This window comes from Rhodococcus sp. NPDC004095 (assembly GCF_053604015.1).
Map to the genome: position 1 here is coordinate 352,113 of NZ_JBSGGS010000004.1, position 13,217 is coordinate 365,329.

General features: G+C 70.3%; 17 protein-coding genes. 9 read left to right on the plus strand and 8 right to left on the minus strand.

The annotated features are described in order from the left end of the window. Nucleotides 1-9: 9 nt before the first annotated feature. The gene (locus ACWEPG_RS09945) at nucleotides 10-879 is read left to right on the plus strand and encodes a 1,4-dihydroxy-2-naphthoate polyprenyltransferase (RefSeq protein ID WP_450115411.1); all 870 of its coding nucleotides are present in this window, start codon (nucleotides 10-12) and stop codon (nucleotides 877-879) included. A gap of 42 nt (nucleotides 880-921) precedes the next feature. Here ACWEPG_RS09945 and ACWEPG_RS09950 read toward each other — a convergent pair whose 3' ends face one another. Continuing rightward, the gene (locus tag ACWEPG_RS09950; protein ID WP_450115412.1) at nucleotides 922-1,299 is read right to left on the minus strand and encodes a phage holin family protein; all 378 of its coding nucleotides are present in this window, start codon (nucleotides 1,297-1,299) and stop codon (nucleotides 922-924) included. Nucleotides 1,300-1,333: 34 nt separating this feature from the next. On the opposite strand from ACWEPG_RS09950, the gene ACWEPG_RS09955 reads away from it, so the two are divergent. Next, nucleotides 1,334-1,876, plus strand: coding sequence for a GNAT family N-acetyltransferase (locus ACWEPG_RS09955; RefSeq protein WP_450115413.1), 543 nt, complete (start codon nucleotides 1,334-1,336; stop codon nucleotides 1,874-1,876). A 22-nt stretch (nucleotides 1,877-1,898) separates the two neighbouring features. Here the strand turns inward: ACWEPG_RS09955 and ACWEPG_RS09960 are convergent, their stop codons facing one another. Together ACWEPG_RS09960 and ACWEPG_RS09965 are read right to left on the minus strand one after the other, a co-directional pair. Next, on the minus strand, nucleotides 1,899-2,474 hold the full coding sequence (locus tag ACWEPG_RS09960) for a Clp protease N-terminal domain-containing protein (RefSeq protein ID WP_450115414.1): 576 nt from the start codon (nucleotides 2,472-2,474) through the stop codon (nucleotides 1,899-1,901). 1 nt (nucleotide 2,475) lies between these two features. After that, nucleotides 2,476-2,688, minus strand: a complete 213-nt coding sequence (locus ACWEPG_RS09965) for a helix-turn-helix domain-containing protein (protein ID WP_450115415.1) — start codon at nucleotides 2,686-2,688, stop codon at nucleotides 2,476-2,478. A gap of 104 nt (nucleotides 2,689-2,792) precedes the next feature. Here ACWEPG_RS09965 and ACWEPG_RS09970 point away from each other — a divergent pair, with 104 nt between their 5' ends. Then, nucleotides 2,793-3,092, plus strand: a complete 300-nt coding sequence (locus ACWEPG_RS09970; protein ID WP_450115416.1) for a hypothetical protein — start codon at nucleotides 2,793-2,795, stop codon at nucleotides 3,090-3,092. 21 nt (nucleotides 3,093-3,113) lie between these two features. Here the strand turns inward: ACWEPG_RS09970 and ACWEPG_RS09975 are convergent, their stop codons facing one another. Next, nucleotides 3,114-3,590, minus strand: coding sequence for a hypothetical protein (locus ACWEPG_RS09975; protein ID WP_450115417.1), 477 nt, complete (start codon nucleotides 3,588-3,590; stop codon nucleotides 3,114-3,116). Nucleotides 3,591-3,820: 230 nt separating this feature from the next. On the opposite strand from ACWEPG_RS09975, the gene ACWEPG_RS09980 reads away from it, so the two are divergent. Continuing rightward, on the plus strand, nucleotides 3,821-4,285 hold the full coding sequence (locus ACWEPG_RS09980; RefSeq protein WP_450115418.1) for a cupin domain-containing protein: 465 nt from the start codon (nucleotides 3,821-3,823) through the stop codon (nucleotides 4,283-4,285). A gap of 188 nt (nucleotides 4,286-4,473) precedes the next feature. Next, nucleotides 4,474-6,357 carry an ABC transporter ATP-binding protein gene (locus ACWEPG_RS09985; protein WP_450115419.1) on the plus strand — a complete coding sequence of 628 codons (1,884 nt, stop codon included), beginning with the start codon at nucleotides 4,474-4,476 and terminating at the stop codon, nucleotides 6,355-6,357. 49 nt (nucleotides 6,358-6,406) lie between these two features. Here the strand turns inward: ACWEPG_RS09985 and ACWEPG_RS09990 are convergent, their stop codons facing one another. Both ACWEPG_RS09990 and ACWEPG_RS09995 read right to left on the minus strand, forming a co-directional pair. Then, nucleotides 6,407-7,498: a PLP-dependent cysteine synthase family protein gene (locus ACWEPG_RS09990; protein WP_450115420.1), complete on the minus strand. Its 1,092-nt coding sequence runs from the start codon at nucleotides 7,496-7,498 to the stop codon at nucleotides 6,407-6,409. A gap of 1 nt (nucleotide 7,499) precedes the next feature. Next, entirely contained in the window at nucleotides 7,500-7,814 is a 315-nt protein-coding gene (locus ACWEPG_RS09995; RefSeq protein WP_450115421.1) for a DUF4229 domain-containing protein, read from the minus strand. A 193-nt stretch (nucleotides 7,815-8,007) separates the two neighbouring features. Here ACWEPG_RS09995 and ACWEPG_RS10000 point away from each other — a divergent pair, with 193 nt between their 5' ends. Next, nucleotides 8,008-8,220: a BldC family transcriptional regulator gene (locus ACWEPG_RS10000; RefSeq protein WP_450115422.1), complete on the plus strand. Its 213-nt coding sequence runs from the start codon at nucleotides 8,008-8,010 to the stop codon at nucleotides 8,218-8,220. A 72-nt stretch (nucleotides 8,221-8,292) separates the two neighbouring features. Here ACWEPG_RS10000 and ligD read toward each other — a convergent pair whose 3' ends face one another. Next, nucleotides 8,293-9,264, minus strand: a complete 972-nt coding sequence (gene ligD, locus ACWEPG_RS10005; protein ID WP_450115423.1) for a non-homologous end-joining DNA ligase — start codon at nucleotides 9,262-9,264, stop codon at nucleotides 8,293-8,295. 144 nt (nucleotides 9,265-9,408) lie between these two features. Between ligD and ACWEPG_RS10010 the strand changes: the two genes are divergently transcribed. The 3 genes from ACWEPG_RS10010 (at nucleotide 9,409) to ACWEPG_RS10020 (ending at nucleotide 11,355) form a co-directional block, all read left to right on the plus strand. Next, complete coding sequence (locus ACWEPG_RS10010) at nucleotides 9,409-9,855, plus strand: Zn-ribbon domain-containing OB-fold protein (RefSeq protein ID WP_450115424.1); 447 nt, start codon at nucleotides 9,409-9,411, stop codon at nucleotides 9,853-9,855. After that, complete coding sequence (locus ACWEPG_RS10015; RefSeq protein ID WP_450115425.1) at nucleotides 9,852-11,048, plus strand: lipid-transfer protein; 1,197 nt, start codon at nucleotides 9,852-9,854, stop codon at nucleotides 11,046-11,048. The genes ACWEPG_RS10010 and ACWEPG_RS10015 overlap by 4 nt, the downstream gene beginning before the upstream one ends. Before the next feature lie 106 nt (nucleotides 11,049-11,154). Then, nucleotides 11,155-11,355 carry a hypothetical protein gene (locus tag ACWEPG_RS10020; RefSeq protein ID WP_450115426.1) on the plus strand — a complete coding sequence of 67 codons (201 nt, stop codon included), beginning with the start codon at nucleotides 11,155-11,157 and terminating at the stop codon, nucleotides 11,353-11,355. Nucleotides 11,356-11,433: 78 nt separating this feature from the next. Here ACWEPG_RS10020 and ACWEPG_RS10025 read toward each other — a convergent pair whose 3' ends face one another. After that, a complete protein-coding gene (locus tag ACWEPG_RS10025; protein ID WP_450115427.1) occupies nucleotides 11,434-13,080 on the minus strand; it encodes an NTF2-like N-terminal transpeptidase domain-containing protein in 1,647 nt (548 codons plus the stop codon). Nucleotides 13,081-13,217 lie beyond the last annotated feature (137 nt).

The window sequence follows — 13,217 nt, forward strand, 5'->3', positions numbered from 1 at the left end:
GATCGGGGAATGGCTTCAGTTTCCGAATGGATCGAAGGCGCCCGCCCGCGCACCCTGCCGAATGCGATCGCGCCGGTGCTCGTCGGAACCGGCGCGGCGGCGTCGATCGACGGCGCAGTGTGGTGGAAGGCGGTGCTCGCGATGGTGGTGTCGATGGCGCTGATCATCGGCGTCAACTTCGCCAACGACTACTCGGACGGCATCCGCGGCACCGACGACGAACGGGTCGGCCCGCTGCGCCTGGTCGGTTCGAAGCTCGCGTCGCCGGCCGCGGTCAAGGGCGCCGCATTCACCTGCTTCGGTGTCGCCGCGGTCGCCGGAGTGACGTTGTCGCTGGTGTCCGCGTGGTGGCTGATCCTCGTCGGCGCGGTCTGCATCCTCGGCGCCTGGTACTACACCGGCGGATCGAAGCCATACGGCTACAGCGGCTTCGGCGAGATCGCGGTGTTCGTGTTCTTCGGGCTCGTGGGCGTGCTCGGCACCCAGTTCGTGCAGGCCGAGCGGGTCGACTGGGTTGGCCTGGTGTCGGCGATCGCGGTCGGATCGTTCTCGTCGGCGGTGCTGGTGGCGAACAACCTGCGCGACATCCCCACCGACACCGAGTCCGGCAAGCTCACCCTCGCGGTGCGGCTCGGCGACGCCCGCACCCGCACCCTGCACCTGGCGCTGCTTGCGGTGCCGTTCGTCGTCACGCTGGTCCTCGTCGCCCGCACCCCGTGGGCGCTGCTCGGCCTGCTGGCGCTGCCGCTGGCGGTCAAGGCGAACGCGCCGGTCCGCTCCGGCGGCCGGGGCCTCGCGCTGATCCCCGCGCTCGCCGGGACCGGCGCGGCGATGCTGGTGTGGGGCGCCGCAACCGGCCTCGCGCTCTGGATCGGCTGAGCGGGACGTCCGCCACCTCTCGCCGCACCGGGTTGTCTCGGGTCAGCGCTTGGCGCTGGGGAACACCGCCGTGAGCACGAAGTTGACGAGCGAGATGATCAACGCGCCCCAGACGGCCGTCCAGAACCCGTCGACGGTGATGCCGAGGCCGGTCGAGTCGGTGATCCACGACGTCAGCAGCAGCATCAGAGCGTTGATCACCAGGGTGAACAGTCCGAGCGTGAGGATCAGCAGCGGCAGCGACAGCAGCTGCACGATGGGCTTGACGAAGGCGTTCACCACGGTGAACACCAAGGCGATGAACAGCACCACGAGGACCTGGTTGACGTTGTCCTTGGTGGCGATGTCGATACCGTTCACCCATTCCGAGGCCAGCCAGATCGCGATCGCGTTGATCACCAGACGCAACAGAAAGCTCATGCGCCCATGCTGGCACACGCGCTAGACATGGGTGGTGATTCGAGCCGCCACCACCGCCGACCTGCCCCTGCTGCCCGTGATCGAGGTCGCCGCCGGTGAGCCGTTCCGCGCCCTCGGCATGACCGCGGTCGCGGACGACGCCCCGCCGACGGTCGCCGATCTCCTGCCGTTCCTGCGCGCCGGCCGGCTCTGGGTCGCCACCGCACCCCCCGCCTCGGCGGCCGGCGACCACCGGCCCGAGCGCCCGGTCGGCTATGCGACCGCCGAGGTCGTCGACGGGCGGGGCCACCTCGAGCAGGTGTCCGTCGATCCGCGCTGGGCCGGCCGCCGGCTCGGTGCCGCGTTGATCGACGCCGTCGTCGAGTGGGCCACCGACCGCGGCGACCGGTGGCTGACGCTGACCACCTTCGTCGACGTCCCGTGGAACGCGCCGTACTACCGGCGGCTGGGTTTCGAGCCGATCCCGGAGGCCGAGATCGGCCCCGGTCTGCGGGCCGTCCGCGCCGAGGAGGCCGCGCACGGACTGGACGCCTGGCCGCGCATCGCGATGCGCCGCCACCTCTCTCCGGGGGCGTGACCGGATCGTCGACGGGGCCCGGTCAGGCGGCCCGATCGAGGAGTTCGACGACCCGACGCCGCAGTTCGGACGGCACGATGTGCGGCCCGATCACCGCGACGACCGCGGGGTCGGCGCCACGCAGCAATCCCAGCAGTACGTGCTCGGTGCCGATCTCGGTGTCCTTGCGGGCCAACGTCTCCCGCAGGGCGAGTTCGAGGGCCTTCTTCGCGTCGGAGGTGAACGGGATGCGGCCGGTGCGGCGCGCGAACCAGCCCCGCCGCCCGACGCCCTCGTCGCCGCGGTCGAGGGCGTCGGCACCGAAGCTCGCCTCGACGCTGTCACGGACCGCGTCGAGATCGATCCCGATCGACCGCAACGCCTCCGCGTCGGTCTCCCCGAGCGGCCGGTCCTCGGCGCCCCGAGCGAGGCTCGCCCGCACCTGCGGCGCAGTCAGGCCGGCCTCGGCGCACATCGCCCCGAGCGGCGAGTTCGATTCCACGACAAGGATTCCGAGAAGAACGTGATCCGTCCCGATTCGCGGCGCGGACAGGTCCTTCGCCTCCCCCTGAGCCTGGACGACGACCGAACGCGCCGCTGCGGTGAATCGCTCGAACATTTCACTTCCTCCGGTTGTGTTTCTGATGCACGGCCTGCCTGCTGACTTCGAGCGAGTCGGCGATCGCCTGCCAGGACCACCCCTGGTCGCGGGCGTTCTGCACCTGCACCGCCTCGAGCCGTTCGAGCAGTCGGCGCAGCGCGAGCACCGCCCGCAGGCCGACCTTCGGGTCGGGGCTGCCCGCCGCTGCCGCCAGATTCGTCGCCTCGGACATGATGTCAATCTAAATTGACACGCGCGCCACGTCAAGGAAAGTTGACAGATCGGGGACAGCGCTACCGTGGATCAGAGTTGGACAACCACCCAGGAGGAGATTCCATGGCACTGAACAAGACCGCCGTATCCGCCCTCGCCGCAGGCGGGCTCGTCGGCGGCTACGCCGTCGCCCGGCAGACCGGCAACCGCCCACTCGGCGGCGCGGTGCTCGGCGTCGTCGGATCCGTGTGCGGGACGTACTGGGCGCGCACCTCCGGACCCGCCCGGACGGCCGCACTCGTCGCCACCTACGTGGGCGCGTTCGGTGCCTCGCATCCGCTGGCGAAGAAGATCGGCGCGTGGCCGTCGGTCGGTGTCGTCGCCGCAGGCACCGCTCTGGCGTCGCAGCTCGTCAGCAAGTGACCCGCGCGGATCCGGGGCGGCTCAGGCGCCGAACTTCGGCGCGATGTGCGCGACGACGGCATGAATGCTGCCGTCCCGGATCTCGAACGTCTCGGTGATCTCCACGGTCATCAACTTCGCCCCGGCGATGCCCGCATCGAGCAGGTAGCGAGTGGAGACCACATCCCCCTGCTCGCTCATCTCCAGGTCCCGGATGCCCTGAATGACCCGGTACTGCGGACCGTGCGCGAGGTCCCAGGCCATCTGCGAACCGTTGAACCCGGTCTTGAGACCCGCCTCGACGCGGGTGGCACCGGACGCGAACCGCACCGCCGACGCGTCGTGGGAGAGCAGAGCGTCGATGTAGGCGCGGGCGACCGCTTCCCGTTCGGTGTCGACGCGCGTCGGGTCGGCCGACACGGCCGGGCCGGCGGCCGCCGGCCCGGCGGCGAGAACCACCGCGGCGACCGCGGCAACGGCTCCGAGGACGGACAGGGCGACGAGTCGAGGGGTGCGCATGCCCCGGAGCCTAGCGAGAACGTGTTCCAGATGTGAACACAACGCCGCAGGTCGTGCACTCAGGGTCACGCGTTCCCCGGACACCGACCGGCCGGTCGCGTGAGGATGAACGGGCAGTACGCGTTCCGAGACCGACGAACCGGCACGTCACCGGCGTACGGCCCCGAGGGATCCCGCAGCGAAACGATTCGCACCGAAGACCACCTCGATCACCGAACGGACCGACCGTCATGCGCACTCTCCCCCGTCTGGCAGCCACCGTCGCCCTGACGACCACCACCGCTCTGGCCCTCGCCGCGCCCGCCCAGGCCACAGCCGCGCAAGGCGTCACCGCGGAGACGCTCGCGGAACTCGAACTCGCGCCGACGCTCCTGCCGCCACCTCCGCCCGGACACCCGCCGGTCCCGGACGAGACGGAGGGCACCCTGCGACGGATCGTCATCGACCCCGGAGGCAGCACCGGTTGGCACCACCACGACGGCCACGTCCAGGGCCTCGTCGTCGCGGGCACCCTCACCCGGGTCCTCGCCGACTGCTCACGGATCAGCTCACCCGCGGGATCCTGGGTCACCGAGGACCCCGGAGACGACCACGTCGGACTCAACCTCGGACCGGACCCGGTTGTCCTGCTGGTGACCTACCTGTTGCCGGACGACGAACCCTTCTCGGAGGACGCACCCGCCCGATGCCCCTGACCTCCCCGCCTTGACCTGAAGTTCACTTGAGGTCCTACGGTCGCCCTTGCCGCGCACCCGGGAAAGTACGGCGGGCAGGGTATGTCGCACCCGGGCCGTAGCGTTGCACCGAGCAGCACCGAAACCGAGGGGACGGCAGTGAACAACGTCGTTGCAGAGCACGGCACGAGCATCGAGGGAGTCCGGTCATGAGCATGGAATCGGTCGCCTGGAGTTCGATGTACCGGATGATGAACGCCAGCGACGACCGCCGGCCGTTCTCGATGGCGACGATGCGGCGCATCCTCGGATTCGCCCGGCCCCACCGCCGCAAGATCGCACTGTTCCTGATCGTCAGCGTCGTCACCGCGGCTCTGGCCGTCGCGACCCCGGTGCTCGCGGGCCGGGTGGTCGACGCGATCGTCAAGGGCACCGACTCCGGTGTCGTGATAGGTCTCGCCGTCACGATCGCCGTCATCGCCGTGGTCGAGGCCGCGATGGGTCTCTACAACCGGTTCCTGTCGTCGAGCATCGGCGAGGGCCTGATCCTCGACCTGCGCACCTCGGTGTTCGATCACGTGCAGAAGATGCCGATCGCGTTCTTCACCCGCACCCGGACGGGAGCGCTGGTCAGCCGGCTCAACAACGACGTGATCGGCGCGCAGCGGGCCTTCAGCGACACCCTGTCCGGAGTGGTCGCGAACCTGGTGACGTTGGTCCTGACGCTGGTCGTGATGCTCGGGATCTCCTGGCAGATCACGGTGCTGGCACTGCTGCTGCTCCCCGTGTTCGTGCTGCCCGCCCGCCGGATCGGCGCCCGGATGGCCGGCCTGCAGCGCGAGGCCGCCAACCACAACGCCGCGATGAGCACGCAGATGACCGAACGGTTCTCGGCCCCCGGCGCCACCCTGGTCAAGCTGTTCGGGCGGCCCCGGGAGGAATCCGCCGAGTTCGAGGTCCGCGCCCATCGGGTCCGCGACATCGGGGTCCGCACCGCGATGACGCAGTCCGCGTTCGTGACCTCCCTGACGCTGGTGTCGGCGCTGGCACTGGCCCTCGTCTACGGACTCGGCGGCTGGTACGCGCTGAACGGCCGACTCGAGGCGGGATCGGTGGTCGCGCTCGCCCTGCTGCTGACCCGGCTCTATGCACCCTTGACGGCGCTCGCGTCCGCGCGGGTCGAGGTGATGAGCGCCCTCGTGAGCTTCGAGCGGGTCTTCGAGATTCTCGACCTCGAGCCGCTGATCGCGGATCCCGAACACCCGAGGCCGATGCCGGACGGCCCGGTCGCGGTGGAGTTCGAGCGGGTCCGGTTCGCGTACCCGTCGGCGGACAAGGTGTCCCTCGCGTCGCTCGAAGAGGTCGCGGCCCTCGACAGCCGCGGCGGTGTCGAAGTACTCCACGACCTCTCGTTCCGCGCCGAACCGGGCCAGATGGTCGCGCTGGTCGGCTCGTCCGGGGCGGGCAAGTCGACGATCGCCCAGCTGGTGCCGCGGCTCTACGACGCCGACAGCGGCACGGTCCGCCTCGGCGGAGTCGACGTGCGCGACCTGTCGGCGGACACCATCCGGGCGACGGTCGGCATGGTCACCCAGGACGGTCACCTGTTCCACGACTCGATCCGGGCGAACCTGCTGCTCGCCCGGCCCGAGGCAACCGAGGACGAGCTGTGGGAGGTGCTCGGCCGGGCCCGGCTCACCGAGCTGATCCGGGCCTTGCCCGACGGCCTCGACACCGTGGTGGGCGAGCGCGGCTACCGGCTGTCCGGCGGCGAGCGGCAACGGCTGACGATCGCCCGGCTGCTGCTGGCGCATCCGCGGGTGGTGATCCTCGACGAGGCGACCGCACACCTGGACTCGACGTCGGAAGCGGCGGTGCAGGCGGCACTCGGGGAGGCACTGGCGGGCCGCACGTCGGTGGTGATCGCGCACCGGCTCTCGACGATCCGGGCGGCCGACCAGATCCTGGTGGTCGAAAGCGGCCGCGTCGTCGAACGCGGCACCCACACCGAACTGCTCGCCGCGGGCGGCCGATACGAGCAGCTCTACCGCACCCAGTTCGCCGACACCGACCAGCGCGCGCCGGTCCACTGAGGCGGCGCGCGCACCGCGGGAGCCCGGACCGGGCGCACTGCACCGGGGTTCAGCCGCGCCAGTTGCCGGTGGCCGCGAACTCGGCGAGCACCGCGCTCGGACCGGTCAGGTCCATGCCCTGGTCGCGCACCCAGTCGTCGTCGAAGTAGGTGCCCGCGTAGCGCTCGCCGCCATCACAGATCAGGGTGACGATGCTGCCCGCGCGCCCGGCTGCCCGCATCTGCGCGAGCACCGTGAACGCGCCCCACAGGTTCGTTCCGGTCGAGGCGCCGACCCGGCGGCCGAGGACACTACTGGCGTGCCGCATCGCGGCGACGGACGCGGCGTCCGGGACGGTCATCATCCGGTCCACGACCTGCCCGATGAACGACGGTTCGACGCGCGGCCGGCCGATCCCCTCGATCCGGGACGGCATTCCGGTCCGGTGGTCGGCCGACCCGGTCTCGTAGCCGCCGATGAACGCCGAGTTCTCCGGATCCACGACCAGCAGCCGGGTCGCGTGCCTGCGGTAGCGGATGTAGCGGCCGATGGTCGCGCTGGTGCCGCCGGTGCCCGCCCCGACGACCACCCAGTCCGGCACCGGGTGCCGTTCGAGTCGCATCTGGTCGTAGATGCTCTGGGCGATGTTGTTGTTCCCGCGCCAGTCGGTCGCCCGCTCGGCGTGCGTGAACTGGTCCATGTAGTGCCCGTCGACCTCGTCGGCCAGCCGCTGCGCCTCGGCGTAGATCTCGGACGACCGGTCGACGAAGTGGCAGCGACCGCCCTGTTCCTCGATCAACGCGATCTTCGCCGGACTCGTGCTGCGCGGCATGACGGCGACGAAGTCCAGGCCGAGCAGTTTCGCGAAGTACGCCTCGCTGACCGCGGTCGACCCCGAGGACGCCTCGATGACGGTGGTGCCCTCGGTAACCCAGCCGTTGCAGATCGCGTACAGGAAGAGCGAGCGGGCCAGCCGGTGCTTGAGGCTGCCGGTGACGTGCGTGGACTCGTCCTTGAGGTAGAGGGCGACGTCCCACTCCCGCGGCAGCGGATACCGCAGCAGGTGGGTGTCCGCGCTGCGCTGGGTGTCGGCGTCGATCAGCCGCACCGCGCCGTCGAGCCAGTCGCGCGGGCCGCTGCGGTCCACGACGGTGGGCGTCACCTCACTTCTCGCCGCGCAGCTTCGAACGCAGGTCGTCGCGGTCCTTGCGGCGCTGTTCGTCCACCACCGCGATCTGCTGGTTGACCCGGGTGCGCAGCGACTTGAACAGCACCAGGGAGAGCGGCAGCGCGATCAGGACCGCGAAGATCAGGGCAACCAGCAGCGGCACGTCGACACCGACCAACCGGCTGCCACCGAGGATGACCGCCGCGAGAGCCACGACCAGGCCGAGCCGGGCAACGGTGTAGAGCGCGAGATCGCGGGCCAGCTTGCCCTTCGCGTTCGGTGGGGTGGGGGCGGGGGTCGAGTCAGTCACCCCTCCAGGTTACCGACCGGGTCGAACCGGGCGGCCACTGCCGGACTTATCCGATTTGCGAATTACCTCCCCTTTACCGAACTTAGACAGTTCGAGTACCCGGGGGGTCGAGTGCCACGATGTCCGCACTGCCCGCGAAGCTACGCCCGCGGCCAAGGCCGCAGCGTGCCAACACTCTAGAGGGAGGGCCTCGATGAGCGTCCCCGCGTTCCACGCCACCCAGGAATCACTTCTCACCCCTGGCCAGGTGGCCGCCCTGTTCCACGTCGACCCCAAGACGGTCACCCGATGGGCACACGCGGGACGCCTGGGATCCCTGCGCACTCCGGGCGGACACCGCCGGTTCCGCGAGTCCGAGGTGATGGCACTGCTCCAGTCGCTGACCACCGAGGCCACCGCGCACTGACCTTCAGCAGCGCGTCAGCCCCACCGAGTGAGCGGAAGCGGCCGGTCGACCACCTCGACCGACCGCTTCCGCTCATTCCGTTCGGGCGGGCTCCGGCGGCTCGGCGATGCCGTCGCGCTCGTCCCGATCGGCCCACTCCAGCAGCGGCGTCAGATCGTAGGGCGCGTCGTCGATACCCGCGTGCAGGTCGCCGAGTCGAGCGAACCGCGCGGGCATCGACGCCAGCGTGAAGTCGTCCGGGAGCGCGTCATCCAGCTCGTCCCAGTGAACGGGAGCCGACACCCGCGCGGTCGGCACCCCGCGTACCGAGTAGGCGGCGGCCATCGTGTGGTCGCGCGCATTCTGGTTGTAGTCCACGAACAGGGCCGCCGGGTCCCGATCCTTGCGCCACCACGTGGTGGTGGCGTCGCCGGGGGCGCGCCGTTCCACCTCACGCGCGAACGCCAGCGCCGCGCGCCGCACGTCCGCGAATCCGTGGTCGGGCGGGATCCGGACATAGACGTGCAGGCCACGACCCCCGGACGTCTTCGGCCAGCCGATGGCACCGAGCTCGCCGAGGACCTCGCGCACGACACCCGCGACCCGCAGCACCCGGTCCCACCCACAGTCGGGCATCGGGTCCAGGTCGATCCGCCACTCGTCGGGTTTCTCCACGTCGGCGCGCCGCGAGTTCCACGGATGGAACTCCACCGTCGACATCTGCACCGCCCAGATCACCTCGGCCAGTTCGGTGACGCACAGTTCGTCGGCGTCCCGGTCGTAGCGCGGGAAGTGCACCCGGACGGTCTGCAGCCACGGCGGGGCGCCGCGCGGCACCCGCTTCTGGTGCACCTTGTCCCCCGCGAGACCGTCGGGGAACCGGTGCAACATGCACGGCCGCTCCCGCAGCGCCCGCACGATGCCGTCACCGACGGCGAGGTAGTACTCGACCAGGTCCAGTTTCGTCGCACCCGTCGCCGGGAAGTAGACCCGGTCGGGGTGGGTGACCCGCACGATTCGACCGCCGACCTCGATGGAGGCGGCACCCGAACCAGCGGCGGCCATGCCGCTCAACCTACCCCGGAGTCAGGGCCCGCTGGGTGGGAACTCGGCCCCGAAACCGGCCCGATTCGTGTAATACTGCAACGCGTTCTACCCGCCTCGTGACCACCCTCCGAGTCGGGTCTTGCCCCTGCAGATGAGGACTTGATGAGCGACGCGACCCCCGCCGTCGAGGGCTGGTTCACCACCGGCCCCGAGCCGGCCCTGATCGGAAGCTCGTGCCGGTCCTGCGGCACGATCTCCTTCCCCCGGGAAACCACCTTCTGCAAGAACCCGGCGTGCTCCGGCGAGGAGTTCGACGACGTCGAGCTGTCCCGCCGCGGCACCGTCTGGTCGTACACCGACGCGCAGTACAAGCCGCCGGCACCGTACATCCCGACCACCGACCCGTACGTGCCGTTCGCGCTGGCCGCGGTCGAGCTGGCCGAGGGCCTGGTGGTCCTGGGCCAGGTCGCGGACGGCTTCGGCGTCGCGGACCTGAAGGTGGGCAACGAGGTGGAGTTGGTCGTCGAGACGCTCTACACCGACGAGACCGGTGATCGCACGATCTGGCGTTGGAGGCCGGTCACCGCACAGAACGGGGCACAGGCATGAGCAGCAACCACGATGTGGCGATCCTCGGCGTCGGCATGCACGCCTGGGGCAAGTGGGGCCAGCCGTTCGTCAAGTACGGCGTCGCCGCGGCCCGCGCCGCCCTCGCCGACTCGGGCGTGGACTGGCAGGACGTCGACTACATCGTCGGCGGCGAGACCGTCCGCAACGGCTACGGCGGCTACGTCGCCGGCGCCACCTTCGCGCAGGCCCTCGGCTGGAACGGCGCCCGCGTCGCCACCTCCTACGCGGCGTGCGCGACCGGCGCCCAGGCCCTCGACACCGCCCGCGCCCGGATCCTCGCCGGCCTGTCCGAGGTCGCACTGGTCGTCGGCGCCGACACCACCCCGAAGGGCTTTCTCGCCCCCAATGCCGGTGAGCGCTGGGACGACCCGGACTGGCTGCGGTTCCGCCTGATGGGCATGACCAACCCCGGCTACTTCGCGCTCAACGCCCGCCGCCGCATCGACCTGTACGGCGCCACCGTCGAGGACTTCGCCGCGGTCAAGGTCAAGAACGCCAAGCACGGCCTGAACAACCCGTACGCGCGGTACCGCAAGGAGGTCGCCGCCGCTGACGTGCTGGCGTCGCCGATGGTCGCGGACCCGCTGCACCTGCTCGACATCTGCGCCACCTCCGACGGCGGCGCGGCGATCGTGCTGACCTCGATGGAGTACGCCCGCAAGAAGGGCATCGTCGACCCGGTCAAGATCAAGGCGATCTCCACCGTCACCCCGACGTTCCCGCAGACGATCATGGACATGCCGAACTTCTCGACCGAGTCGGCCTCCGCGGTCCCGGCCCCGGAACGCACGTTCAAGCAGTCCATCGGCCACGCCGCCTACGAGGAGGCCGGCATCGCGCCGGAGGACATCGACGTCGCCGAGGTGTACGACCTGGCGACCTCGGTGGAGCTCGACTGGATCGAGGATCTCGCGCTGTGCAAGCCGGGCGAGGCCGAGCACCTGCTGCGCGCCGGGGACACCACCATCGGCGGCCGCATCCCGGTCAACCCGTCCGGCGGTCTGGCCTGCTTCGGCGAGGCCGTCCCCGCACAGGCGCTCGCGCAGGTCTGCGAACTGACCTGGCAGCTGCGCGGCCAGGCCGAGGGCCGTCAGGTCGAGGGCGCCCGCGTCGGCATCACCGCCAACCAGGGCCTGTTCGGCCACGGCTCGTCGGTGATCGTTTCCGTCTGACGTCGCACGCACCGAGAAGCCCTCGCCCGGACCACCGGGCGAGGGTTTCTTCGCCCTGTGACGGGGCGTGACCGTGGCGACTAGCCTTGAGGCAAGGAGGTGCGACGTGATCTACCTGTTGGCGCTCATCGGACTGGTGACGCTCGCTGTGCTGCTGTGGAAGGCATTCGGTCCCGACTTGCAGACGCCTGCCGGACGCGTGCAGGGACCGGACGACGATCCCGAGTTCCTGTGGCGGGTCGACCGGGAGAACCATCGCAGGACCGGGGACGCCCCGGACGGCACCCCGGGTGACCCCCAGGAGTGACCCGATCCGCAGTGCAGCGAACGAACCGTTCGGGAGCTCACGCAACCTGACCGGTTCGTCCACGCGGGATGGCGGCGGTCACTCCGCCGGCTTGGCCAGCGCCTTGAACATGCGGTCCGTCATCTTGACCGCCTGGTCGCCGCCGTCGGCGTCCTGAACGAACACCGCGAAGGCCAGGTCTCCCCGCGACCCGTAGAACCACCGGTCGTCTTCGTCGGCGCCGGTCGCGCCGATCAGGTCGCCGTAACCCGCGAGCAGGTTCGCCGGTCCCCGGTGCACGGTATCCCTCATGATGCCGCGCAGCTGGTCGGTGACCTGCGCCGGGAGCTGCGACAGTTCCTCGTCCGTCGTGGCAGGTTGCCCGGCCGCGATGGTCGGGACGGTCGGCGCGCCCCGGGCTATCGACGCCGCCACCAGTGCCATGCCGAACGGGCTGACCGTCACCTGGTCGTCGCTCTTGCGGTCCGACGCGGCGCGCATCAGGTTCGGCCCACCGCCGACGAAGGACGCGGTCTTCTGGTCCAGGCCGGGAATCGTGTAGTCCACGCCGAGGCCCAGTTGTTTCGCCGCGTGTTCGACGTCGGTGTTCTGCGCGGTCGCCGCGATCCGGACCAGGTCGAGGGTGGAACCCGACGGGTAGAGCCCGGTGAACGCGATCGGCCCCAGGTCGCTGGCCTGGTTGTTCTGTGCAACCGCGAGGATCGCGCCGGTGGACGGCTGCAGCGCGACGATCGCGGCGGGGGTGCCGACACTGACCGCCGCGTCCTCGGCCGCCATCTGCAGCCGCGGCTCGATCGTCGAGCGGATGTCCGGACCGGGCGGCCCCTGGTAGCCGGTCAGCCGGACCGTCCGGCCGTCGGGCTCGACCGCGTTGACGGCCCAGCCGGCGGTCTCGTCCCGATTCGCCTGCCACACCCCTCGCATCGCGTCGACCACCGGCCCGTACACACGCCGGTCGATGGTGATCAGCTTGGGCTGCGACTCGACGACCACCCCGGGGATCGGGCGCAGCCGGTCCTCCAGCACGGCGAAGTCCGCGTCGCGCAGGTTGACCGCGGTGATCGCCTGCCCCTTCGCGGCGGCGAGGTCCTGCTGCAGCGACTCCGAGGTGATCAGCGGCGCGACCGGCTCGATGGCCTTCGCGAGGGCGGCGGCGCTGCCGACGAGGTCCGGCGTGCGGGACGGGTCGAGGCGGATCGCGTTGATGGTCTGCTCGGTCATCATCGGCGCGCCGGTGATGTCGAACACGGTCGGCGGCGCGGCGTCGGTGCGGTCGAGGCGGACGGTCCGGCCGTTTCCGAGACCGGGCATGAACGTCGCCGGATTCCACGACACCCGCCAGCCGACCGACAGGTTCCGAACCCAGCCGTCGACGTTGTAGGTCCAGACCCGGTCCTTGCCGAGGTCCCAGGTGGCGACCGCGTTGAACATCCCCGACGAGGCGTCGAGATCGATGATCTGGTTGATGTCGAAGTGCACCGACTCGGGGGCGAGCGAGTCGAACGCCTGCGACATCGATTCCTTGGCGGCGTTCGGGTAGGACGTCAGTTCGGCGGCGGCGTCGATGTCACCGTCGTTGATTGCGTCGACATAACGGGCGAGGACGGTGGGGGCGTCACTCTTCGGTTTCGACAGGACGCCGGTGACCACCCCGACCGCGAGCAGCAGGACGGCGCCGAGCGCAATCATGTTCCAGATCCGAAGCCGCCCCGACGCCCTGCGCATGTGTCGATCATCCGATACCGCAGCGGTCACTTCCAAGATCTCCCGGGACCTATGTGGTCACAACTCCGCCACGGTTCCGTGACCGTTAGTGTTTTTCGCTGTCGATTCGTGACCCGGTTTGCCGGACAAACGGCCGT